The following is a 23,592-nucleotide window of genomic DNA, read 5'->3' as shown; positions in this document are numbered from 1 at the left end:
GATGAGCGAGACCCACGCCCAGACCGCGGCCTTCGTGCGCGACACGATGCTGCCGCCGGCGCCGCCCCCGGTGGCCGAGCGGGGCGTCATCAAGTGGCTGCGCGAGAACCTGTTCTCGGGCCCGCTGAACATCGTCCTGACAGTGCTCGGGCTGGGGCTCGTCTGGCTGGTCGTCAGCACCGTCGGTCCCTGGCTGTCCCATTCGGTCTGGAGCGCCGAGGGCATGGCCGACTGCCGCCGGATCATCGCCGAAACCTGGGGACCGGATGCCCACGGCGCCTGTTTCGCGCTGATCAAGCACCGCTGGAACCAGTTCGTCTTCGGCTTCTATCCGCCGGCGCTGTACTGGCGGCCGGTGCTGGCCTTCGGGCTGCTGTTCCTGGCCCTGGCGCCGGTGCTGTTTTCCGACAGCCGGCGGGCGCGCTGGACGGTCGTGGGCCTGGCTGTCGTGCTGAGCTTCGTCATCGCCTGGATCCTCGGCGCCCCCGCCGCGGCGCTGGCCGGCATGGCAGTCCTGATGCTGGCCTGGGCGCTTCTGATCGAGACGCGGCCGGCCTGGGCGCTGCTGGCAAGCTGCGTCTATCCCTTTGCCGCCGTCTGGCTGCTGTGGGGCGGCTCGCTTTGGGGGCCGGCGATGGCGTTGGCGGGCTTCGGCCTGGGCTTTGCCGTCTGGCGGGCCCTGGCGCGGTTCGGCGTGTTCGCCTTTTTCGCGGCGGTGGCGGCGGCGGTCGTCTGGTGGCTCTGGCTGTCGGGTCCGGTGGCGCAGGCGCTGGCCGGGCTGGTGCCGCTGCGGCTGCAGCCGGTCAGTTCCGACCAGTTCGGCGGCTTCGTGCTGTCGATCACCATCGGCGTCTCGGGCATCGCGCTGTCCTTGCCGCTGGGGATCATCCTGGCCCTGGCGCGGCGGTCCGACCTGCCGGTCGTCAAGATGTCGCGGTCATGTTCATCGAGTTCATCCGCGGCGTGCCGCTGATCACCTCCTGTTCGTGGCCTCGCTGTTGCCGCTGTTCCTGCCCCCGGCGCACGAGCTTGACACAAGCTGCGGGCATCACCATGGTGACGCTGTCTTGCTTCGCCTATACGGCCGAGGTGATCCGGGGGGCCTTGCCGCCCTGCCCAGGGGCCAGTACGAGGCCGCCGACGCGCTGGGGCTGGACTATTGGAAGGCGCAGCGGCTGATCGTGCTGCCGCAGGCGTTGAAGATCTCGATCCCCGGCATCGTGTCGACCTTCATCGGCATGTTCAAGGACACCACGCTGGTGGTCTTCGTCGGCCTGTTCGATCCCCTGAAGGCCATGTCCGACACCATCCGCGCCAGCTTCGAATGGAAGGGCGCCTATTGGGAGCCCTATATCTTCGTCGGCGCGATCTTCTTCATCCTCTGCTTCGGCATGTCGCGTTACTCGATGTATCTGGAACGCCGGCTGAAGCGCGACCATCGCTGAGGAGCATCCCATGCAGACCCAATCCCAGACCCAGTCGCAGTCCCAGCTTGGCGGCCCCGCGATCGAGATCGTCCGGCTGAACAAGTGGTACGGCACCTTCCATGTCCTGCGCGACATCGACCTGAGCGTCGCGCGGGGCGAGCGCATCGTGATCTGCGGGCCCTCGGGGTCGGGCAAATCGACGCTGATCCGCTGCATCAACCGGCTCGAGGAGCATCAGTCCGGCCAGATCATCGTGAACGGGACCGAACTGACCAACGACCTGAAGAACATCGACAAGATGCGCTCCGAGGTCGGCATGGTGTTCCAGCACTTCAACCTGTTCCCGCACCTGACCGTGCTGGAGAACCTGCACCCTGGCCCCGATCTGGGGCGCAAGATCCCCCGGCCGAGGCCGAGGCGCGGCCATGCATTTCCTGACCAAGGTCCAGCATCCCCGACCAGGCGCACAAGTACCCGCGCCAGCTGTCGGGCGGCCAGCAGCAGCGCGTGGCGATCGCCCGGTCGCTGTGCATGAAGCCGCGCATCATGCTGTTCGACGAGCCGACCTCGGCGCTTGACCCCGAGATGATCAAGGAGGTGCTGGACACGATGATCGAACTGGCCGAGGAGCGGATGACCATGATGTGCGTCACGCATGAAATGGGCTTTGCCCAGGCCGTCGCCGCATCGCGTGATCTTCATGGACCAGGGCCAGATCGTCGAGCAGAACACCCCGCGCGAGTTCTTCAACAACCCCCAGAGCGAGCGCACCAAGCTGTTCCTGAGCCAGATCCTGGGGCATTGAGCGCGGCACCGCCGCGGGGGGACTTCGCGTCCCCCGCCCGCCGCCACGCGGCGGCCTCCCCCTGCGGGATATTTGGCCACGAAAGAAGTTCGCGAAGGGCGGGCGCGTTTTCGCATGTTGTCGGAGGCGGGGCAGGCGGTCTATCTTGCCCCGCGAAGACCTTGGAGGCTGCGGATGAACCAGACCATTTTCCTGCTGCTGGGCGTTCTTGGGCTGGCCGGCATCGGCTCGCTCGTGTCCAGCAACGACGATGACGAAGGCCCCGAGGCGCCGGACGATCCCTTTGGCGGGCGCGACGTCATCGAGGGCACCGACGAGGCCGACACCATCGTCGGCACGGCGGAGGACGATGCGGTCCAGTCCTTTGCCGGCGACGATTCCGTATCCGGGGGCGAAGGCGACGACTGGATCTGGACCGGCTACGGCTCGGATACCGTCGGCGCCGATGCGGGCGACGACAAGGTCTTTCTGGGCGGGGACAGCGATGTCTATGGCGCGCTGGACCTGGGTGCGGACGAAGGCGACGACACCATCGACGGGGGCTCGGGCGACGACACCATCACGACGAACCTGGGCAACCATTCGATCACCGGCGGCGATGGCGACGACAGCATCACCGACAACGGCGGGACCGTCCATATCGACGGCGAGAACGGGGACGACCTGATCCTGTCGGCCGACGATTCCACGGCGGATGCGCGGGACACGCTGCTGGGCGGGGACGCTGACGACACGATCCACGCCGGCGGCAACGACCTGGTGGACGGCGGGGACGGCAGCGACCTGATCATGCTGCGCAGCGATGCCGGCGGCGCCGCGGACGTGACCTATGACGGTTCGGACAGCCTGACCGTCACCCTGGCCGAGGATTACACCGGCGCCGAGGATTATGAACTGGTGCAGGACGGCAGCAACGTGCAGCTGGTCGTGGACGGCAGGGTCCTGGCCGTGCTGCGCGACACGCTGGTCGCGGACGTGGGCACCGTCACCCTGGTGCGAGAGGCGGTCTTGGGCTGATACGGAAAGGGGCGCCGCACGGGCGCCCCTGGTCCGGTCACATCGCCGATTTCAGCGATTCCTCGAGATAAAGCTCGCGCAGCCGGGTTGCGACGGGGCCCGGCGTGCCGCTGCCCAGCTTCACCCCGTCGATTTCCACCACCGGCAGCACAAAGGCCGATGCCGAGGTGAAGAAGGCCTCGTCCGCCGCCTGCGCCTCGGCGATGGTGAAGGGGCGCTCCTCGATCTGCATCTGCGCCTCGGCCGCATAGCGCAGCAGCGAGGCGCGGGTGATGCCGTGCAGGATGTCCTGGGACAGGCCGCGGGTGACGATCTTGCCGTCCTTGACGATATAGGTGTTGTTCGAGGTGCCCTCGGTCACGAAGCCGTCCTCGACCAGCCAGGCGTCGTCGGCGCCCTGGGCCTTGGCCTCCATCTTGGCCATCGAGGGATAGAGGAGCTGCACCGTCTTGATGTCGCGCCGCGACCAGCGCAGATCGGGAACCGAGATCACGCGCAGCCCGGTCCTGGCCTGCGGATTGTCGGCGAGGCCCGGCTTGGACTGGGTGAACAGCACCACCGTCTGGGGCGTGTCCTGGGGCGGGAAGGCAAAGTCGCGGTCGCCCGCATTGCCACGCGTCACCTGCAGATAGATGATGCCTTCGTCGATGCCGTTCAGGTCCACCAGCTTGCGGTGGATCGCCAGCCATTCCTCGTCCGACAGCGGGTTGCCCATGCCCAGTTCCGTGAGCGAGCGCGAGAGCCGCGCCAGGTGGCCGGGAAAGTCCAGGAGCTTGCCTTGCAGCACGCTGGTCACCTCGTAGACCCCATCGGCCATGACGAAGCCGCGGTCGAAGATCGAGACCTTGGCCTCGGCCTCGGGCAGGTAGTCGCCATTGAGATAGACGGTGCGGGTCATCCTGATCTCCTTTCGCAGGGGTTTGGGGCGTCCTGCGCCGAAAGGGCCGGGGCGTCAAGCGCCGCTTGGGATGCAGATGCAGAATGGGCTTGATGCAGGCGCAGCAATTATCTATCCATTTGCCTAGAGAGATTGAAACATCATTGCCGAAAGGGTGCCCATGTCCTTCCGTATCCAGCCAAGCCCCCCCGCGCGCCTGAACCGCTGCCAGCTGTTCGGCCCGGGCTCGCGCCCGGCGCTCTTCGAAAAGATGGCTGCCTCGGCGGCCGATGTCATCAACCTCGACCTTGAGGATTCCGTCTCGCCCGACGACAAGGACCAGGCGCGGCGCAATGTGATCCAGGCCATCGGCGACGTGGACTGGGGGGCCAAGACGCTGTCGGTGCGGATCAACGGGCTGGACACGCCCTTCTGGTATCGCGACGTGGTGGATCTGCTGGAACAGGCGGGTGAGCGGCTGGACCAGATCATGATCCCCAAGGTAGGCAATGCCGCCGATGTCTATGCCGTGGACGCCCTTGTCACCGCCGTCGAGGCCGCCAAGGGCCGGCAAAAGCGCATCGGCCTGGAGGTCATCATCGAATCCGCTGCCGGCATCAGCCACGTCGAGGAGATTGCCGCCAGCAGCCCGCGCCTGCAGGCGATGAGCCTGGGGGCGGCCGATTTCGCGGCCAGCATGGGCATGGCCACGACCGGCATCGGCGGCACGCAGGAAAACTATTACATGGCGCATGAGGGGGCACGCTATTGGTCGGACCCCTGGCATTGGGCGCAGGCCGCCATCGTCGCGGCCTGCCGCACCCATGGCGTCCTGCCGGTCGATGGTCCCTTCGGCGATTTCAGCGACGACGACGGGTTCCGCGCGCAGGCGCTGCGGTCGGCCACGCTGGGCATGGTCGGGAAATGGGCGATCCATCCCAAGCAGGTCGCCCTGGCGAACGAGGTGTTTTCGCCCAGCGACAAGGCGGTCGCCGAGGCGCGCGAGATCCTGGCTGCGATGGAGGACGCCCGGTCATCCGGGGCCGGCGCCACGGTGTACAAGGGTAGACTGGTTGACATAGCGTCCATCCGTCAGGCACAAGTGATCGTGCGGCAGGCAGAGTTGATCAGCGCCTGATCGCCACGGAATACCTGGGCGGCCATTCGGGGAGGCTTGGCCGCCATGCCAGGGGAGGAGCAGCAGGCCTTGCGCAAGCAGGGCCTGTTGTTTTTGGTCCCGCCGGGTGTTCGCCGCCCCGCAGGGCGATTGTCATAGAACGTTGATTTGTCGGTTACAATGGCCTGCGACAGGATGCCGCATCCTGCCCGAAGCCGTCGTCCGACCGTCGCGCCGGGCCTAGTCGCGGCGGCGCGCTGTCGGCGCGGGCGGGGTGCCGCGCGGGTCGGGCCGCGGCCGGCGAATCGGCAGGGGTGATTCGGCCATGGCCGGCCTGACGCCTTCGGGCGCCCCCGGCAGGGCGACGGTCTGGGCCGCCAGGCACTGGTCGATCAGCGCTCCGGCACGCGACCGGGCGAGCGGGCGGGCTGGGGAAAAAATCCCCGGATCGGGCAGGTCTTTCATCCGTGGCGCCTTTTCGTCTTCGAAAGCCGGGTCAGTTACGGGCAAGCGGGGGAAACCGCAAGTGGTCTGACCTATCCGTGAACGGTCTGCGTCACGAGATGCGGCGTCGCGGCCAGCAGCTCGCGGGTATGGGGATGGGCGGGCCGGTCCAGCACCGTCGTGGTCGGACCGCTTTCCACGATCTGTCCCTGCCGCATCACATGAACCCTGTCGGTGATCTGGCGCACCACCGCCAGGTCGTGGCCGATGAACAGATAGGACAGGCCGTGGCGCACGCGCAGCCGCACCAGCAGGTCAAGCACCTGGGCGCGGACGCGGACATCCAGCGCGCTGACCGCCTCGTCCAGCACGATCAGGCTGGGCCGGATGATCAGCGCCCGGGCCAGCGCGATCCGCTGGCGCTGGCCACCCGAAAACTGGTGGATCCGCCGGCGCATGGCATCGCCCGGGATGCCCACGTCGAACAGCGCCTCGGCCACCTGCTCGCGCCAGTCGGGGGGGCGGCCGGTCAGGTGAAAGGGCTCGGCCACCAGACGCTCGACGCGCCAGCGCGGGTCGAAACTGCCGAACGGGTCCTGCAGGACCACCTGGACACAGGCGCGCAGCGCGTTGGGCATGCGGGGCGAGACGGGCTGGCCGTCCAGCAGGATGCGGCCGCCCTGCACGGGTTCGAGGCCGCAGGATCGCGCAGGCCAGCGTGGATTTGCCGCAGCCGGATTCGCCGACCAGCCCTACGGATTCGCCCGGGCACGGTCAGGCTAGCCCCGTCCACGGCCCGAAGGCGGCCCGGCCCGCTGGCGCGCAGCCCGGCACGGGGCAGGGCATAGTCGCGCACCACGTCCCGGACCTCCAGCAGGGGCCGGGGGCCGGGCTGGGTCAGCACCAGCCGCGGCTGATGGGCGGCCGCCGCCAGCAGTTCGCGGGAATAGCGCTGCCGGGGCCCGGCAAAGAAATCGGCCGCCGGGGCGGTTTCGACCAGCTGGCCGCGTTCCAGCACGGCGATGTCCTGCGCCAGTCCCTGGACCACGGCCAGATCAGGGTGATCAGCAGCAGCCCCATGCCCTGGTCCCGCACCAGCCCGGCCATCAGGTCCAGGATACGCGCCTGGGTCGTCACGTCCAGCGCGGTGGTCGGCTCGTCCGCGATCAGCAGGTCGGGGCGCAGCGCGATGGCCAGCGCGATGGCGACGCGCTGGCGCTGTCCGCCCGACAGTTCGTGCGGATAGAGCGTCAGCGGAAAGCGGGGGCCGGGCATGCCCACGCGGTCCAGCGTCAGCCGGGCCTTGTCCAGCGCCTTGTCGCGATGCAGGCCCAGGTGCAGGCGCAGCGTCTGGCGACCTGGTCGCCGATGGTCATCAGCGGGTTCAGCGCGGTCTGGGTTCCTGAAAGACCATGCCGATGCGCCGGCCCCGGATGCGGCACAGCGCGCGTTCGGGCAGGGGCAGGATGTCCTGGCCGTCGATCTCGACCCGGCCCTCGGGCGTCATGCCGCGGGGCAAAAGGCCGATCATCGCCAGCGCCGCCAGCGACTTGCCCGAGCCGCTTTCGCCGACGAGCGCCGTGATCCGCCCCGGCGCCAGGTCCAGGTCCAGGCCCTGCAGCAGCGCCTGCCCGCCCAGCGTGACGCCCAGGTTTCGGACCCGGATCACCGGGCGCGCTCCCGCCGGGGGTCCAGCGCGTCGCGCAGCCCGTCGCCCAGCAGGTTCAGCCCCAGCACCGTCAGCACGATGGCAAGGCCCGGCACGATGGCGACATGGGGGGCAAGCGCGGTCAGGGTCTGCGCCTCGGCCAGCATGCGGCCCCAGCTGGGGGTGGGGGGCTGCGCGCCAAGGCCGACATAGGACAGGCCCGCCTCGGCCAGGATGCCCAGGCTGAACTGGATCGTGGCCTGCACGATCAGCACGGGGGCGATGTTGGGCAGGACGTGCTGCAGGCTGATGCGGGCCGCGCCCTTGCCCGCCACGCGGGCGGCGCGGATGTAATCCAGCGTCCAGACGGGCAGCGCCGCGCCCCGCGCCACGCGGGCAAAGACCGGGACGTTGAAAATGCCGATGGCGATGATCGCGTTCAGCGCGGATGGTCCCAGCGCCGCCGTGATCAGGATCGCGATGACGAGGCTTGGGAAGGCAAAGACCAGGTCATTGGCGCGCATCACCGCCTCGTCGATCCAGGTGCCGGGATGGGCGGCGGCCAGAAGGCCCAGCGGCAGGCCCAGGCCCAGCCCGATGCCCACCGCGACCAGGGCCACCGCGATGGACACCCGCGCGCCGACCATCACCACGACCAGCATGTCGCGGCCCAGCTGGTCCGTCCCCAGCCAGTGCCGGCCCGAGGGCGGTTGCAGCTTGTCCGCGATGGCAAGCTGGGTCACGTCCCCCGGCGTCCACAGGAAGCTGAGCCCCGCCGCCAGCAGCGCAAGCCCCGTCAGCGCAAGGCCAAGGATCAGCGACCCCCTCATGCGCGGCGCAGCCGGGGTCGACGGCGGCATAAGCCAGGTCGACCAGGAATGTCACCAGGATCACGGCCGCGACCAGCACCAGCACCGCGCCCTGCACCACGACCAGGTCGCGCTGGGTGATGGCCTGAAAGATCAGCCGGCCGAGGCCGGGCAGGTAGAACACGTTCTCGATGATGATCGCGCCGGCCAGCAGAAAGGAGAACTGCATCCCCAGGATGGTCAGGACGGGGATCGACGCATTCCTCAGCGCATGGCGCAGCAGCGCCTGGCGCGGGCTCAGCCCCTTGGCGCGGGCGGTGCGGACATAGTCCTGGCCCAGCGTCTCGACCAGGGCCGCGCGCAGCACGCGCGCCAGGATCGCGGCCTGGGGCAGGGCCAACGCGATGCTGGGCAGGATCAGCGCGCGCAGCGCGGCCAGCGGATGATCCCAGCCCTGGAGCCGCTCGCCGCCGCCAGGAAGCGTCCCCGGCGTTCAGCCGCATGATCGCGCCAGAAGTTCGGCAGGTGGTGCCGATCTGCGCCCGCGGCGAAAGGCAGTTCGACGAAACGGCGTCCCTGCGGCTGACAGGGTTCCGACGGGAAAGGCGATCGCCACCGCCACCGCCAGCGCCATCAGCGCCAGGGGCAGCGAGACGTGCATCCGTTCCAGGATCATGCCGCCCACCGGCGTCTTGTAGGTCAGGCTTTGGCCCAGGTCGCCGGTCAGGACGCCGCCCAGCCAGCGCGCGTAGCGCAGCGGCCAGGGCAGGTCCAGGCCCATCTGCTGGCGCAGCGCGGCCAGGGTGTCGGGCTGCGCGCCGGTGCCCAGCATGAAGCTGGCCGGATCCCCCGGCACCAGCGCCACCACGCCGAAAATCGCCGCCGAGGCCACAGCAAGGCTGAGGCCCAGCACGATCAGGCGGCGGATCAGATAGCGGCGCATGCGGCAGGCTAGACGTGCGGCCGTGCCGGGTAAAGCGGGCTGCTGTCCTTCAGGGCAGTTCCAGCTTGCCGATCAGCGGCAGGTCGTCGCCGGGATCGACGCTGTGGCGTTCGATCATGCGGTGGACCTGCGGCGGCTCGGGGCCGCGGTGCAGCCGGTGCAGGTCCTCGTAGCTTTCGAAATCGGCCTTGGTGCGGCGCAGGTTGTGGCGGACGTATTCGTCCCAGGTGGCGATGTGATAGCTTTCCGACCACATCTCGGGGTGCTCCAGATCGCGCAGCAGCGCCCAGTTGCGCGCGCCGTCGCGGCGGCGGATGTCGCGCCGCCGGGCCATCAGGTCGCAGGAATTCGGGCCACGTCCTTCTGGTCGATGCGATAGTCGATCAGAATCATGATCGGGCACGACCGTCCGCGCAGGTCCAGCTTGAGCTCCGGTTCGCGAAAGCGGTTCACGGGGTCCAGATCCAGCGTGCCGAATTCGGGCACCCGGAACCAGTGGCCCAGGATCGCGCCCAGGATCAGCGGCACGGCGGCACAGGCCAGCGCCGCGTCGATGCCCTGGTCCGATGCGATGGCGCCCCAGACCCAGCTGCCGATGGCCATGCCGCCGAAGGTCGCCGTCTGGTAAAGCGCCAGCGCCCGCGCCACGACCCAGCGCGGCGTCGAAAGCTGCACCGTCACGTTGAACAGCGACAGCGCCAGCACCCAGCTTGCCCCGGCGGGCAGCATGGCCAGCGCATGCATCCAGACGTGATCGGTGAAAGCCAGCACCAGGGCCGACAGCGCAAAGCCGGCAAAGGCGATGCGGACGATGTTTTCGTTGTTCAGCCGCTCGCGGATGCGGGGGTTGACCAGCGCGCCCGAGATCGCGCCCAGGCCGTAGCAACCCAGCAGCAGGCCGAACAGCAGCGAGCCGCCCTCGGGGTGGCTTTTCGCGACCAGGGGCAGCAGCGCCAGGATCGAGATCGCGGCAAAGCCGAACAGCGCGCCGCGCGACAGCACCCGCACCAGGTTCGGCGACAGCGCGACATAGCGCAGCCCGGCGCCGACGGCCGACAGGAAGGGCTCGCGCGTGGTCAGCCGTTCGGGCGTGCGGGGATGCCAGCGCAGCAGCGCGCCCAGCAGCGGCACATAGCTGGCCGCGTTGACCGCGAATGCCGCCGCAGCGCCGAAGGCCGCGGTGATGATGCCGCCCGCCGCAGGGCCCACGCTGCGCATCAGGTTGAAGCCGACCGAGTTCAGCGTGACCGCGGCGGGCAGATCCTCGCGCGGGACCAGGTCGCCCATGCTGGCCTGCCAGGGCGGGTTGTAGACCGCCTGTCCCACCCCGATCAGGAAGGTCAGCGTCAGCAGCAGAACGGGTGTCATCCAGCCCTGCCAGGTCAGCACCGCCAGCACCAGCGAGACCGCCGCCATGAAGAACTGCGCCCCCAACAGCAGCGTGCGGCGGTCGAAATTGTCGGCCAGCGCCCCCGAAGCCAGCGCAAACAGCATGATCGGCAGCGTGTTCGATGCCTGCACCAGCGCGATCAGCGTGGCCGAATCGGTCAGTTGCGTCATCATCCAGGCCGCGCCCACGGCCTGCACCAGACCGCCGAAGTTCGAGATCAGCGTGGCGCTCCACAGCAGGCGGAAGTCGCCGTGGCGAAAGGGGGCAAAGGCGCTTTTGCGGGGCTTGGCTTGCATCGGATCCAACGTGGCTGCGCAGCAGACCTTAGGCAGGCCTGCCGGCGGGGGCAACCGGGGCGATTCTGGCCCAGGACAGCGCACATTGCCCGGCTAGTTGCGCGTTCATCGAAGAAGTTTTCAAGAAAATGGTAAATCGTCGAACAATCATGCGCTATCCTGCGGCAGAACGCCGCAGATCGGGATTTCATTTCCTTGTCATGCGCTATCCTTGGGACAATCTCTGGCGAAAGGTGCGCGGACATGAGGATCGTTGTTCTGGGAGCGGGCGTCATCGGCGTCACCTCGGCCTGGTATCTGGCCAAGGCGGGGCACGAGGTCACGGTCGTCGACCGCCAGGCCGGTCCCGCGCTGGAAACCAGCTATGCCAACGCGGGCGAGATCTCGCCCGGCTATTCCTCGCCCTGGGCGGCGCCGGGCGTGCCGCTGAAGGCGCTGAAATGGATGTTCCAGCGCCACGCGCCCTTGGTCCTGCAACCGCGGCTGGACATGCACCGGCTGGGCTGGATGGCCCGGATGCTGGCGAACTGCACCCATGACGCCTATGTGGTGAACAAAAGCCGCATGGTCCGCATCGCCGAATACAGCCGCGACTGCCTGGGCGCGCTGCGCGCCGAAACCGGCATCCATTACGACGAACGCACCCAGGGCACGCTGCAGGTGGTCCGCAAGCAGGAACAGCTGGATGGCGCCGGCAAGGACCTCGAGGTGCTGCGCGCCGACGGCGTTCCCTTCGAAGTGCTGGACCGCGCCGGCTGTGTCGCCGCCGAACCGGGGCTGGCCGGCGCGGCCGACCGCATCGTCGGCGGGTTGCGCCTGCCCGGCGACGAGACCGGCGATTGCTTCAAGTTCACCAACCGCCTGGCCGAGATGGCAGCGGCGGCCGGCGTCGCCTTCCGCTGGGGCGTCGACATCCGGGCGCTCGAGGCCGAGGCCGGGCGCATCACCGGCGTCCTGACCGACCAGGGCCGGATCACCGCGGACCGCTATGTGCTGGCGCTGGGCCCCCATTCGCCGCAGCTGGTGCGCCATTTGGGGCTGAAGCTGCCGATCTATCCCCTGAAGGGCTATTCGCTGACCATCGACATCCTGGACGAAAGCCGCGCGCCTGTCTCGACCGTGATGGACGAAACCTACAAGATCGCCATCACGCGCTTGGGCGACCGCGTCCGCGTGGGTGGTCTGGCCGAGATCGCGGGCTACGATCTGAGCCTGAACCCTCGCCGGCGCGAGACGCTGGCGAAGTCCGTCACCGAACTGTTCGGCGGCGCGGGCGATCCGGCCCAGGCGACGTTCTGGACCGGGCTGCGGCCGATGACGCCCGACGGCACCCCGATCGTGGGGGCGACGCCGATCCCGAACCTGTACCTGAACACCGGCCATGGCACGTTGGGCTGGACCATGTCGGCGGGCTCGGGGCGGCTGCTGGCCGACCTGATCTCGGGGCGTACGCCCGACATCGAATCCGAGGATCTGGGCTATACCCGCTATCTCAGGGGCGCCAAGGCCCGCCTGAACGCCCGGATGAAGCCGGCCCACGCCTGAGGGCGTACCACCGCAGGAAACGCTGCCCGGCGCGGGGGGTTCCGCAGCCGCGCCGGGAACGGGCCAAAACCCCCGTGCAGCCAGCGATTGCGCAACAGTTCTGACATAATGCGCGCGTTCACAAAGGCTTGTCCTTGACGCCACCGGGCCGCGAAGGACTGTTGAGAGGATTCGATGCGCAAGGGGCCTCTGCTCGGCCCCGTGTTGCGCGTCCCGACGAATCGCAATGCTGCCAGCGGTCGCGCGCGCCCCGCGCCGCGCCGCCTTACAAAGGGGAACAACCATGCGAATAGCTTCGCTGCTGCTGGCCACGGTCCTGGGCCTGGCGGCCTGCGCGCCCTCGGCCCCGACGGTCACATCGACCCGGCGGTCGCCTCGGGCGTCTACGGTGCGCGCACCGACAGCGGCCCGTCCGGCGAGCCGATCGAGATCCATGCCGTCCGCAAGGCCTATCTGACCGACCGCAACACCCGCCAGCGCGTCGCCTACAACGGTCCCGAGGAGCCGGGCACCATCGTCGTCGATCCCTACGCGCGCTTCCTGTACCACGTCATCGCCCCGGGCGAGGCGATGCGCTATGGCGTTGCCGTGGGCCAGGCCGGCAAGAACTTCCAGGGGACGGCCACGATCAACCGCAAGCAGGCCTGGCCCAGCTGGACGCCCACCGCCAACATGGTGCGGACCATGCCCGACCTTTACGGCCCGCTGAAGAACGGCCTGGGCGGCGGGATCGACAACCCGCTGGGCTCGCGTGCGCTCTATCTCTACAAGGGCGGGCGCGACACGCTGTATCGCATACACGGCACGATGGATCCGTCCTCGATCGGCAAGGCGACCTCGGCCGGCTGCATCCGCATGTTCAACCAGGACATCATGGACCTGTTCGAGGAAGTGCCGACCGGCACCCCAGTCAAGGTCCGCACCCAGGCCGAAAGCCTGGCGCTGGAGGGTCCTCTGGTCGAGATGCCGGACGGCTATCTGCAACCGGCCGGGGCGGCGCAGACCGCGAGCCTGCCGCGCTGACAGGCAGCACCCGGCCCGATCGCACCCCGGCCCGCGCGGCCGGGGTGTTTTCGTCTGGCGGGACGGGTTCCGGCGTGGCAGATCATTCGCACAGATCCTACAGGAGCGACCGATGTCCCAGCAGACCGATTCCCAGCCCGCGTCTTTGGCCGATTTGGCGGCCATCGACGAACGGACCCAGCCTTCGGCGCTGCGCCTGCTGGACGACAAGGCGCTGGCCACCCTGCTGCGAGACCTGCGCGCCCTGAAAGCGGCCCCGGCCGAGCCTGCCCGGCAAAAGGCCGTGGCCAAGGCGATTCGCCGCGCCGCCGACGAAAAGCGCGGCCGCCAGGCCGATGCGGCACCCGCCGGGGCCAAGCCGGCAAAGGTGCCGGCCGCCAAGGCGGCCAAACCAGGCAAGCCCGACAAATCCGCCAAGGCCGAGGAAAAGGCCCGCAAGGAGGCCGAGCGCGCCGAAAAGAAACGCGTGAACGCAGCCGAGCGCGCCGAAAGAAAGGCTGCCAAGCAGGCCGAAAAGGCGCAGCGCAAGACCGCGAAGCCCGGGGCGGGGCCCGCCAAGCCCGGCAAGAAGGGCAAGGCCGGCAAGGCGCAGAAGGACGCCTGAGGCGTTTTCAACCGCGCTTTCCTTTGCTATCGCAAGGCAAGACCTGCCGCCGAGGAATCGATGCTCCGTCTGGCCCTTGCCCTGATCGCGACCCTGTCCGTCGCCCCCGCATCCGCCTATGAGGCGCTGGATGCCCTGCATGGCATCCCGGCGCCGCGCCCGTCGTCCAAGTCCCGCTGCACCGACGATGCGCGGCTCTGCATCTCGGTGTCGAACTATGTTCCCGATGTCTGCTCGACCATCGAGCGGGCGGCGGGTCAGAACGGGCTGGACCCGCATTTCTTTGCCCGCCTGCTGTGGAAGGAAAGCCTGTTCGAGGCCAATGCCGTCAGCCCGGTCGGCGCGATGGGCATCGCGCAGTTCATGCCGGGCACCGCCGATCTGGTGGGGCTGGACGATCCCTTCAACCCGGCCAAGGCCATCGCCGCCTCGGCCCGCTACCTGCGCAAGCTGGCAGACGGCTTCGGCAGCGTCGGGCTGGCCGCCGTCGCCTATAACGGCGGCGAGAACCGGGCCGCGCGCTTCCTGTCCCAAGGCGGCAACCTGCCGTGGGAAACGCAGGACTATGTCCAGGCAATCACCGGGCTGACCGCCTGGAACTGGCGCGAAAAGCCCGCCAGCACCCCCGACCTGCGCCTGGACAAGGAGCGCCCCTTTTATGCAGCCTGCGTGGACCTGGCCGGGCGGCGCAAGCTGCGCGAGTTCCAGACCCCGGACCATGCCTGGCCCTGGGGCGTCATCGTCGCCACCCATGCCAGCCAGTCCGGCGTGACGGGGCAGGTGGCGCGGCTGAACAAGGTGCTTCGCCCGATCCTGGGGGGCAAGCGGGTCAGCTATGTGCGGCGGCGCGTCTCGGGCGGGCCGCGCAAGGTCTATACGGCGCAGATCGGCTATTCGTCCAAGAACGAGGCCTTTGCCTTTTGCACCCGGCTGCGCAGCTTTGGCGGCCGCTGCATCGTGCTCAAGAACTGAACGCCCGGCACCCGTTGCCGGCATCGCATGGGAATTTGAAAAACAGAGAGAACCTGGCGCGCGCCCGGTCTTCACCGTTCTTCAAATACCCGAATCCGGCGGTGCCGCTAGTCGCTCCAGCGGACCTCGCCGAGATCGTTGGCCGGCATGGGCGCGTTTTCCCACAGGCCCTGGATCTGGGCCTTGGCGACGCCGATCTTGGGCAGCTGGAACAGGAAGGCGTTGGCTTGGTCCTCGGCCAGGATCTGCTGGGCCCGTTTCAGCAGGTCCGAGCGCGCGGCGGGGTCGGTCGCCGCGTCAAGCCGCGCCATGGTGTCGTTGAAGGCAGGATTGGCATAGTTGAAATAATAGTCCGGCCGGGCATAGATGCCGATATCCATCGGCTCGACATGGCTGATGACGGTCAGGTCGTAATCGGCGTTCTTGAACACCTGCTCCAGCCATTGCGCCCATTCCATGTTGGTGATCGTGGTCTCGATCCCCACGGCGCGCAGCTGGGCGGCGATGATCTCGCCGCCGCGGCGGGCATAGGGCGGCGGCGGCAGGGCCAGGCGCAGGGTCAGGTCGGTCGCGCCCGCCTCGGCCAGGAGTGCCCTGGCGCGTTCGGGATCATGGCCGGAAAGCCCCGTCAGGTCGACGTAGTCGGGATGATGCGGGGCGAAATGGCTGCCGATCGGCGTGCCATGGCCATGCATCGCCCCGTCGATCAGCGCGTGCGGTCGATGGCATGGGCGATCGGCCTCGCGCACGCGGCTGTCGGCCAGGGCGGGGGTCTTGTGGTTCATGGCCAGGATGGTCTCGCCCTCGGTCGTGCCGACGAGCACCTTGAAGCGTGGATCGGCCTGGATCTGGGGCAGCGTCTCTGGCGCGGGATAGATCGGGAAGGCGTCGATATCGCCCGCCATCAGCGCCGCAAAGGCCGCGCTGGGATCGGGGATGAAGCGGAAGGTCGCCTGCCGGATCGCGGGCTTCGGGCCCCAGAAGCCGTCGAAGGCTTCGAGCGTGACGTGATCGCCCTGTTTCCATTCGGCCAGGCGGAACGGGCCGGTGCCCACGGGCCGCGTCGCTGCCTGGGCGGCGGTGGCGGGATCCAGCATCACCGCGTCGCCCCAAGCCATCTTGAAGGGGAAAGCGCCGTCGGGGGCGGAAAGCGCGACCCGCACGGTCTGCGGGTCGGGCGCGGTCACGGTCTTGATCCCCGCGAACAGGGCCTTTTGCGCGTTGGTGCTTTCGGGTGCGCGGGCGCGATCCAGCGAAAAGATCACGTCCTGCGCGTCAAAGCCGCTGCCGTCGTGAAAGGTCACGCCCGGCCGCAGGTGAAAGACATAGGTCCGACCCCCGTCCTGGACCTCCCAGCCTTCGGCCAGGGCGGGTTGGACCGTGCCGTCAGGGGCGATCCGGGTCAGGCCCTGAAAGATGTTGCCATAGACCACCTCGTCGACCGCCGCCGCCGCGTTCGCGGTCGGGTCCAGGTTCGGGGGTTCCAGCACCATGCCCAGGGTGATGCTGTCTTGCGCCGTGGCCCCGCCCGCAGCAAGGCCAAGGGTCAGAGACAACATGAAACGGATGGTCATGGCAGGCCTTTCGCAAGCAATGCGCGGCTCAGGCGCGCTTTTCGGTCAGTTGCTGGACAAAGCCCGCGCAAAGCAGCCAGAGCGAGGTCAAAAGCAGGCCCCAACGCGCAAAGTCTGTTCCGGGTGGAAATCAACAGCGCTAAAGCGAAGACCACCCAGGCCGCGCAGACCGGCAATGATATCGCGCGCCAGCGGCGGGTGCGGACGGGATGGATGAACTTGACGTTGGTGAACATGGTCACGGTCAGCGCCACCACGATCAGCAGGATCACCCAGAAGCTGGGTTTCAGCGCGAACAGCACCAGCACCACCATGTTCCAGCAGGCCGGAAAGCCCGCAAAGGAATAGTCGCGCGTCTTCATCCGCGTGTCGGCGAAATAGATCACGCTGCCGTAGGTGATGGCGATGATCGCGATCCAGCCAGTCCAGCCGGGCAGCAGCCCCGACATGAAAAGCGCATAGGCCGGGATGAACACATAGGTCAGGTAGTCGATGATCAGGTCCATCAGGACGCCGTCATAGGTCGGCCAGTTCTTCTTGACCTGGTAGCGCCGAGCCAGCGGCCCGTCCACGCCGTCGACGATCAGCGCGATGACCAGCCAGAGGAACATCGACGACCATTCCGCATTGGCGGCGGCCAGCAGGGCAAGCATCGACAGGACCGCGCCGGTGGCGGTCAGAAGATGCACGGACAGGGCTTTGACGCGAGGTTTCATCCCATGGTTCTGTCACTGAAAGGTCATGTTCGCAAGTTCGTGAGCGCCGAGCGGCGGCCTCATGGCGCGGGGCAGGCGATCAGGACACGAATTCCTCGACCCCGTAGCCCTGCAGATACAGAAGCGCCGTCAGATCGCCATGGTTGATGCGCAGGTCGACCTGGGCCGCGACGACGGGCTTGGCGTGCAGCGCGACGCCGGTGCCCGCAAGCTGCAGCATCCCCAGATCGTTCGCCCCGTCGCCCACGGCGATGGCGTCGGCCGGGGTCAGGCCGCGTGCGGCGGTGATGTCTTGCAGCGCCTCGATCTTGGCCTCGCGGCCCAGGACAGGCAGGCCGACATGGCCGGTCAGCACGCCCTGGTCGGCCAAAAGCGTGTTCGCGCGGTGTTCGTCAAAGCCCAGCGCGGCGGCCACCGGTCCGGTAAAGACCGTGAACCCGCCCGAGACGAGCGCCGTATACGCCCCTTGCGCCCGCATGGTCGCGACCAGTTCGCGCCCGCCCGGGGCAGCGTGATGCGGTCGTCCAGCACCGCGCCGATGGCTGATTCGTCCAGGCCCGCCAGCAGCGCGACGCGGGCGATCAGCGCCTCGTGAAAGTTCAGCTCTCCGTTCATCGCGCGGGCGGTGATGTCGGCCACGCGTTCGCCCACGCCTGCGAAATCGGCCAGTTCGTCGATGCATTCTTGGCGGATCATGGTCGAATCCATGTCGGCCAGCAGAACCGCCTTGCGCCGACCCTGCGTGGGCTGGATCGCAAGGTCGAAGCCCTTGGCCTGCAAGTTTTCCCAGACCTGCCAGAAATTCGCCGGGCGCACGGCGACGGGAAATTCGGCCGCGATGCCGTGGTTCAGCCAGATCGCGTGGCCGCCGCCCCAGATCAGGCGCAGTTCCTCGACCAGGGCGGTGCCAAGATCGGCGCGCCCGGGGGCGGCAAGGACGGTGATGGTGAACATGGGGACCCTCAGGGATTGGTTCTGCGCCGGTTCTGCGCGCAGCACTAGCCAAAGCGCCCGCCCGGATCAATGCGGCGGAATCCTGCCATGATCCTGTCGCAAGCATCCCTTGCACATTTTCCTTGCGGGAATCCGCGGCGGGTTGTAGAGGCGTCCTTGGGACACGCCGCCCCAACGCGGCGCTATCTAGCTGGAAGGCTACACATAATGAGCATGACTGCCCCGGCCGCGCGTCCGGCCAATCCGCGCTTTTCCTCGGGCCCCTGCGCCAAGATCCCCCAATATTCTCTGGACATGCTTGCCGACGCGCCGCTGGGCCGCTCGCACCGTGCGGCCGTGGGCAAGGCGAAGCTGGCCGAGGCCATCGACCTGACCCGCGAGGTCCTGGGCGTGCCGGCGGACTATCGCATCGGCATCGTCCCCGCATCCGATACCGGCGCGGTCGAGATGGCGCTGTGGTCGCTGCTGGGCGCCCGCCCGGTCGAGATGCTGGCCTGGGAAAGCTTCGGCGAGGGCTGGGTCACGGATGTGGTCAAGCAGTTGAAGCTGGACGCCACGGTGCGCAAGGCGCCCTATGGCCAGATCGTGGATTTCGCGCAGGTCGATTTCGACAGCGACGTGGTCTTTACCTGGAACGGCACCACCTCGGGCGTGCGCGTCCCGAACGGCGATGCCATTCCGGCCGACCGCGCCGGGCTGACCATCTGCGACGCGACCAGTGCCGCCTTCGCGATGGAACTGCCCTTCGACAAGCTCGACGTGGTGACGTTCTCCTGGCAGAAGGTGCTGGGCGGCGAGGGCGCGCATGGCATCCTGATCCTGTCGCCGCGCGCGGTGGAACGGCTGGAGAGCTATACGCCCGCATGGCCGCTGCCGAAGATCTTCCGCATGACCAAGGGCGGCAAGCTGATCGAGGGCATCTTCAAGGGCGAGACGATCAACACGCCTTCGATGCTCTGCGTCGAGGATTACCTGGTGGCGCTGAAATGGGCGAAAGGCCTGGGCGGGCGCAAGGCCCTGATCGCGCGGGCCGAGGCCAATGCGAAGGCGGTGCGCGACTTCATCGCCACGCGCGACTGGATCGCCGACCTGGCCGAGGACCCGGCCACCGCCTCGACCACCTCGGTCTGCCTGAAGTTCACCGATGCGCGCATCAAGGACGGTGCCGCCTTCGCCAAGGCCGTCGCCAAGCGGCTGGAGAAGGAAGGCGTGGCGCTGGACGCCGGCGCCTATCGCGATGCGCCGGCCGGACTGCGGATCTGGTGCGGCTCGACCGTCGAGACCTCGGATGTGGCGGCGCTGATGCCCTGGATCGAATACGCCTTCAACGCCGAGCTTGAGGCGCAGGCCGTCCCTGGCCTGAACCGCCGGACCGGGGGCGCTGCCCACCGGACCCCGGGATATTTAGAAGAAAGAAACATGGTGCGTGGGGCGGTCTTGCCTCCGCCTGTTCCCGCATATCCAAGAGGATAGAGAAGATGCCCAAGGTTCTTGTTTCGGACAAGCTGTCGGAAACCGCCGTCCAGATCTTTCGCGATCGCGGCGTCGATGTGGATTACCTGCCGGATCTCGGCAAGGACAAGGAAAAGCTGGCCGAGGTGATCGGTCAGTACGACGGGTTGGCGATCCGCTCTGCCACCAAGGTGACGGCGAAGCTGCTGGAGGCCGCGACCAATCTGAAGGTGATCGGCCGCGCCGGCATCGGGGTCGACAACGTCGATATTCCGGCCGCCTCGAAAAAGGGGGTGATCGTGATGAACACGCCGTTCGGGAACTCGGTCACGACTGGGAACTATCACCGGGCGCTGATGTTCGCCCTCGGGCAAGCGGGCCAGCGTTTCGACCCATGAGGGCAAGTGGGAGAAGAACCGCTTCATGGGCGTCGAGGTCTTCAACAAGACGCTCGGCATCATCGGCGCCGGCAACATCGGCTCGATCGTGATCGACCGGGCCCTGGGGCTGAAGATGAAGGTGCTGGCCTATGACCCCTTCCTGTCCGAGGAGCGGGCCAAGGAACTGGGCGTGAAGAAGGTCGAACTGGACGAATTGCTGGCCAAGGCCGATTTCATCACCCTGCACGTGCCGCTGACCGAGAAGACCCGCAACATCCTGTCGCGCGAGAACCTGGCCAAGACCAAGAAGGGTGTGCGCATCGTCAACGCCGCGCGCGGCGGGCTGATCGACGAGGAGGCGCTGGCCGAACTGCTGAAGTCGGGCCATGTCGCCGGCGCCGCGCTGGACGTCTTCGCGACCGAGCCCGCGACCGAAAGCCCGCTGTTCGGCCTGCCGAATGTCGTGGTGACGCCGCATCTGGGCGCCTCGACCACCGAGGCGCAGGAGAACGTCGCCCTGCAGGTCGCCGAGCAGATGTCGGACTATCTGCTGACCGGGGCGGTGCAGAACGCGCTGAACATGCCCTCGGTCACGGCCGAGGAGGCCGCGACCATGGGGCCGTGGCTGAAGCTGGCCGGGCACCTGGGCACCTTCGTCGGCCAGATGACCGACGAGCCGATCAAGGCGATCAACGTGCTTTACGACGGCACGGCGGCCGAGATGAACCTGAAGGCGCTGAACGCCGCGGTGATCGCGGGCGTGATGAAGGCCACGAACCCGGACGTGAACATGGTTTCGGCACCCGTCATGGCGGCCGAGCGGGGCGTTCAGGTCGCGACCACGACCCAGGCCAAGACAGGCGTGTTCGACGGCTACATCAAGGTGACCATGGTCACGGACACGCGCGAGCGCTCGATCGCGGGCACGGTCTTCAGCGACGGCAAGCCGCGCTTCATCCAGATCCGGGGTATCAACATCGACGCCGAGATCGGCGAGCACATGCTGTATACCCGCAACAAGGACGTCCCGGGCGTCATCGGTGCGCTGGGGACGACGCTGGGCGATCTGGGCGTCAACATCGCGAACTTTACCCTGGGCCGGACCAAGTCGGGGGACGACGCCATCGCCATCCTGTATCTGGACGAGCCGCTGAAGCCCGAGGTGGTCGACGCCCTGAACGCGACCGGCAAGTTCATCCAGGTGCGTCCGATCAGCTTCGAGGTCTGAGCGCGGCTTGCGGCTTGCACTCGTGGCCCCCGGGAGTAACGTCCCGGGGGCCGTTCTTTTGGGGGATATCATGCGCACCTATGTCATCGGCGACATCCACGGGCAGCTTGAACTGCTGAAGGCCCTGCACGAACGGATCGCGCGCGACGACGCGGCCCGGGGCGGGGGCGGCCATCTGGTCCATGTCGGCGACCTGATCGACCGCGGGCCGGATTCGCGCGGGGTCGTCGATTACCTGATGCGGGGCCAGATGGCGGGGCGGCCCTGGACGGTGCTCAAGGGCAACCACGACCGCTTTCTGCCGCGCTTTGCGGCCCAGCCGGACTGGATCGACCCGGGGTTGGCCTCGGGGCAGCACTGGCTGGATCATACGACCCTGGGGGCCGGGCCGACGCTGGCCTCCTATGGGGTCGAACGGGGCGACAGGCCCCATGCCGCGGTGCTGGAGGACACGCTGAAGGCGGTGCCCGAGGCGCATCTGCGCTGGCTGGACCAACTGCCGCTGTTCCACAGGCTGCCGCAGGCGGTGATCGTTCATGCCGGCATGCGGCCCGGCGTTCCGCTGGAGCGCCAGACCGAGCATGACCTGCTTTGGATCCGGCAGGGGTTCCTGGACGATGCCAGCGATCACGGGGTTCTGGTCGTGCATGGCCATTCCCCGGTCGACCGCGTCACCCATTTCGGCAATCGTCTGGCCGTCGATACGGGCGCCGCCTATGGCGGGGCGCTGAGCGCGGTCGTTTTCGACGACGACGGCCTGCATGACCTGACCGAGGAGGGCCGGGTCCCGATCCATCGCACGGCGCTGCCGGCCTGAACGGGGCGTCGCGCCCGCGGTGGACAGGCCCCCGCGTTTCGGGGTATGAGCGCGGCGAAGCAGGATATCGAGATGCGCATTCCGTCCAAAACGGCGAAATACAGTCTGGGCCAGGTCGTACGGCACCGCGAACATCCGTTCCGGGGCGTGGTGTTCGACGTCGATCCCGAATTCGCCAACACCGAGGAATGGTACGAATCCATTCCCGAGGAATCGCGCCCGTCCCGCAACCAGCCTTTCTATCATCTGTATGCCGAAACCGAGGCGACCTATTACGTCGCCTATGTGTCCGAGCAGAACCTGGTCCCCGACATCTCGGGCGAGCCTCTGGAGCATCCCGAGGTCGACGAGATGTTCGGCGAATTCCAGGATGGCCGCTATCCGCTGCAGTTCGGGCTGAACTGACGGCCGTGCCGCGTCGCGTCAGCTGGGTCGGGCGGTGTGGACGGCATCCTTCCATCCAGGGGTCGCGGGTTCGCCGCCCTGCGGGTCGCCCACGGGGACGATGAAGGCCAGGAAGTTGCGCCGGCCTTCGCGGAAGTAGCTGAGCGAGGCGGTCAGGTCCTGGATCAGGTACCAGCCGAATCCTCCTTCGGGCAAAAGGAACGTCGCCTCGGGTGCGGCGGGATCGTCGCCGACGAAGGGCAGGTCGCGGGGGTCGAGGCACTGCGGGGGCAGGGGCTTGCCGTCGTCGGTCACCGCGCAGGCGATGCCGCCGACATGGCGCACGATGCACAGGTGGATCAACGGCGGATGGAGCGCGCTGCCCGGGCGGGGGGCGTCATCCTGGCCGCCGTGCTTGCAGATGTTGTTCAGCACCTCGGCCAGGGCGAGTTCGACCTTGGCGATCACCTCCTCGGCGGCGCTGCCCAGAAAGCGCTGGCGCATGTAGACCAGCGCGTCGCGCACCGTCAGGGGGTCGGCCCGGAAGATGTGATGGAACATCGGATGGCGCCCTGGCGGCACGCTGCGCAGATGCCGGAAATGTTCAGGGCGCAGGGTCATTCGGCCGGCCCCGCCACATGGCCCGGCGCGGCCCCGGGGACCGGGGGCGGGGCAAGATGAATGGTCAGGATCGTGTCCATCCGGGTCAGGCGGAACACGCGTTCGACGTTCGGGGTCACGCCCACGAGGTCGAGCGAACTGCCCGGCGGCATCGCCTTGTAGATCGCGATCACCGCGCCCAGGCCGGAACTGTCCATGAAGTCCACCGGCCCAAGGTCCAGCGTCACGCAGGGCCCGGCATGGGCGACCAGGTTCCTGACGCGGTCCTTGAAGGCGGTGGCCACGGCGGCATCCAGGCGCTTTTCTTCGACGCGTATGATCACGCCGTTTTCACGGGGCAGCAGGGTCAGTTGCATCGTTAAGATCCGGGTCCTTGTTCCATGTCCAAGGCTTAGGGGTGAAAGGTTAGCATTCCGTAAGCCTGGCCCGAGTTTTTCCTTGGGACGAGCAGAAAATGCCTTGCCTTTTATCCGCCTGCCCGCTTTGGGGTTGTCCGTTGATCCCCCTGTCGCGGGGGCTTAGTATAGAGGGGCCGGTCCCGCATTTTTC

General features: G+C 67.9%; 18 protein-coding genes and 7 pseudogenes. 12 read left to right on the top strand and 13 right to left on the bottom strand.

Translation table 11 applies throughout. The features are described from left to right. The first annotated feature begins 1 nt into the window (after position 1). The 3 genes and pseudogenes from DPM13_RS05945 (at position 2) to DPM13_RS05935 (ending at position 3,249) form a co-directional block, all read left to right on the top strand. Positions 2-1,445: pseudogene (locus tag DPM13_RS05945) on the top strand (amino acid ABC transporter permease). A gap of 10 nt (positions 1,446-1,455) precedes the next feature. Beyond that, positions 1,456-2,232: pseudogene (locus tag DPM13_RS05940) on the top strand (amino acid ABC transporter ATP-binding protein). 174 nt (positions 2,233-2,406) lie between these two features. Beyond that, on the top strand, positions 2,407-3,249 hold the full coding sequence (locus tag DPM13_RS05935) for a calcium-binding protein (protein WP_112887646.1): 843 nt from the start codon (positions 2,407-2,409) through the stop codon (positions 3,247-3,249). Positions 3,250-3,286: 37 nt separating this feature from the next. Here DPM13_RS05935 and DPM13_RS05930 read toward each other — a convergent pair whose 3' ends face one another. Next, positions 3,287-4,147 (bottom strand): D-amino-acid transaminase, encoded by an 861-nt coding sequence (locus tag DPM13_RS05930; protein ID WP_028718416.1) that lies wholly within the window; start codon positions 4,145-4,147, stop codon positions 3,287-3,289. 160 nt (positions 4,148-4,307) lie between these two features. Here DPM13_RS05930 and DPM13_RS05925 point away from each other — a divergent pair, with 160 nt between their 5' ends. Continuing rightward, positions 4,308-5,264: an L-malyl-CoA/beta-methylmalyl-CoA lyase gene (locus tag DPM13_RS05925; protein WP_105291468.1), complete on the top strand. Its 957-nt coding sequence runs from the start codon at positions 4,308-4,310 to the stop codon at positions 5,262-5,264. Positions 5,265-5,483: 219 nt separating this feature from the next. On the opposite strand, the gene DPM13_RS05920 is transcribed toward DPM13_RS05925, so the two are convergent. The 7 genes and pseudogenes from DPM13_RS05920 to DPM13_RS05900 form a co-directional block, all read right to left on the bottom strand. After that, a complete protein-coding gene (locus tag DPM13_RS05920) occupies positions 5,484-5,708 on the bottom strand; it encodes a hypothetical protein (protein ID WP_028718414.1) in 225 nt (74 codons plus the stop codon). Positions 5,709-5,779: 71 nt separating this feature from the next. Then, positions 5,780-7,356, bottom strand: a pseudogene (locus DPM13_RS05915) (dipeptide ABC transporter ATP-binding protein). Next, complete coding sequence (locus tag DPM13_RS05910) at positions 7,353-8,165, bottom strand: ABC transporter permease (RefSeq protein ID WP_112887645.1); 813 nt, start codon at positions 8,163-8,165, stop codon at positions 7,353-7,355. The pseudogene DPM13_RS05915 and the gene DPM13_RS05910 overlap by 4 nt, the downstream one beginning before the upstream one ends. Before the next feature lie 70 nt (positions 8,166-8,235). Next, positions 8,236-8,544 (bottom strand): annotated as a pseudogene (locus tag DPM13_RS26720) (ABC transporter permease); the annotation flags it as partial. A 93-nt stretch (positions 8,545-8,637) separates the two neighbouring features. Beyond that, positions 8,638-9,087 (bottom strand): hypothetical protein, encoded by a 450-nt coding sequence (locus DPM13_RS26715; protein ID WP_397245826.1) that lies wholly within the window; start codon positions 9,085-9,087, stop codon positions 8,638-8,640. A gap of 49 nt (positions 9,088-9,136) precedes the next feature. Continuing rightward, positions 9,137-9,421: an MFS transporter gene (locus tag DPM13_RS24895; protein WP_262983265.1), complete on the bottom strand. Its 285-nt coding sequence runs from the start codon at positions 9,419-9,421 to the stop codon at positions 9,137-9,139. Further along, a complete protein-coding gene (locus DPM13_RS05900) occupies positions 9,421-10,773 on the bottom strand; it encodes an MFS transporter (protein WP_262983264.1) in 1,353 nt (450 codons plus the stop codon). Before DPM13_RS05900 ends, DPM13_RS24895 begins: the two co-directional genes overlap by 1 nt. 243 nt (positions 10,774-11,016) lie before the next feature. Between DPM13_RS05900 and DPM13_RS05895 the strand changes: the two genes are divergently transcribed. The 4 genes from DPM13_RS05895 (at position 11,017) to DPM13_RS05880 (ending at position 14,917) form a co-directional block, all read left to right on the top strand. Further along, positions 11,017-12,318 carry a D-amino acid dehydrogenase gene (locus tag DPM13_RS05895; protein ID WP_112887644.1) on the top strand — a complete coding sequence of 434 codons (1,302 nt, stop codon included), beginning with the start codon at positions 11,017-11,019 and terminating at the stop codon, positions 12,316-12,318. A 174-nt stretch (positions 12,319-12,492) separates the two neighbouring features. Then, on the top strand, positions 12,493-13,341 hold the full coding sequence (locus DPM13_RS05890) for a L,D-transpeptidase (protein WP_112887643.1): 849 nt from the start codon (positions 12,493-12,495) through the stop codon (positions 13,339-13,341). A 112-nt stretch (positions 13,342-13,453) separates the two neighbouring features. Further along, positions 13,454-13,945, top strand: a complete 492-nt coding sequence (locus tag DPM13_RS05885; protein WP_080621065.1) for a hypothetical protein — start codon at positions 13,454-13,456, stop codon at positions 13,943-13,945. Positions 13,946-14,005: 60 nt separating this feature from the next. Beyond that, complete coding sequence (locus DPM13_RS05880) at positions 14,006-14,917, top strand: lytic transglycosylase domain-containing protein (RefSeq protein WP_112887642.1); 912 nt, start codon at positions 14,006-14,008, stop codon at positions 14,915-14,917. Between the two features lie 107 nt (positions 14,918-15,024). On the opposite strand, the gene DPM13_RS05875 is transcribed toward DPM13_RS05880, so the two are convergent. The 3 genes and pseudogenes from DPM13_RS05875 to serB all read right to left on the bottom strand — a co-directional run bounded on the left by DPM13_RS05875 (position 15,025) and on the right by serB (position 18,161). Beyond that, positions 15,025-16,491, bottom strand: coding sequence for an ABC transporter substrate-binding protein (locus DPM13_RS05875; protein ID WP_112887641.1), 1,467 nt, complete (start codon positions 16,489-16,491; stop codon positions 15,025-15,027). Then, the gene (locus DPM13_RS05870; RefSeq protein ID WP_223252383.1) at positions 16,488-17,180 is read right to left on the bottom strand and encodes a CDP-alcohol phosphatidyltransferase family protein; all 693 of its coding nucleotides are present in this window, start codon (positions 17,178-17,180) and stop codon (positions 16,488-16,490) included. Before DPM13_RS05870 ends, DPM13_RS05875 begins: the two co-directional genes overlap by 4 nt. Positions 17,181-17,286: 106 nt before the next feature. After that, positions 17,287-18,161: pseudogene (gene serB, locus DPM13_RS05865) on the bottom strand (phosphoserine phosphatase SerB). Positions 18,162-18,368: 207 nt separating this feature from the next. Here serB and DPM13_RS05860 point away from each other — a divergent pair. The 4 genes and pseudogenes from DPM13_RS05860 to hspQ form a co-directional block, all read left to right on the top strand. Beyond that, positions 18,369-19,511, top strand: a pseudogene (locus tag DPM13_RS05860) (phosphoserine transaminase); the annotation flags it as partial. Positions 19,512-19,639: 128 nt separating this feature from the next. Beyond that, positions 19,640-21,221: pseudogene (gene serA, locus DPM13_RS05855) on the top strand (phosphoglycerate dehydrogenase). Between the two features lie 70 nt (positions 21,222-21,291). Next, positions 21,292-22,038, top strand: coding sequence for a metallophosphoesterase (locus DPM13_RS05850; protein WP_112887640.1), 747 nt, complete (start codon positions 21,292-21,294; stop codon positions 22,036-22,038). A gap of 72 nt (positions 22,039-22,110) precedes the next feature. Next, positions 22,111-22,443 (top strand): heat shock protein HspQ, encoded by a 333-nt coding sequence (gene hspQ / locus DPM13_RS05845; RefSeq protein WP_028718399.1) that lies wholly within the window; start codon positions 22,111-22,113, stop codon positions 22,441-22,443. Between the two features lie 18 nt (positions 22,444-22,461). On the opposite strand, the gene DPM13_RS05840 is transcribed toward hspQ, so the two are convergent. Together DPM13_RS05840 and DPM13_RS05835 are read right to left on the bottom strand one after the other, a co-directional pair. Next, complete coding sequence (locus tag DPM13_RS05840) at positions 22,462-22,983, bottom strand: ATP-binding protein (RefSeq protein WP_223252381.1); 522 nt, start codon at positions 22,981-22,983, stop codon at positions 22,462-22,464. Positions 22,984-23,039: 56 nt separating this feature from the next. Beyond that, a complete protein-coding gene (locus DPM13_RS05835; RefSeq protein WP_080621058.1) occupies positions 23,040-23,399 on the bottom strand; it encodes an STAS domain-containing protein in 360 nt (119 codons plus the stop codon). Positions 23,400-23,592 lie beyond the last annotated feature (193 nt).

Origin of the sequence: Paracoccus mutanolyticus (assembly GCF_003285265.1) — a bacterium.
In the GTDB taxonomy this organism is placed as follows: domain Bacteria; phylum Pseudomonadota; class Alphaproteobacteria; order Rhodobacterales; family Rhodobacteraceae; genus Paracoccus; species Paracoccus yeei.
This window is presented reverse-complemented; position numbering and strand designations above follow the sequence as displayed.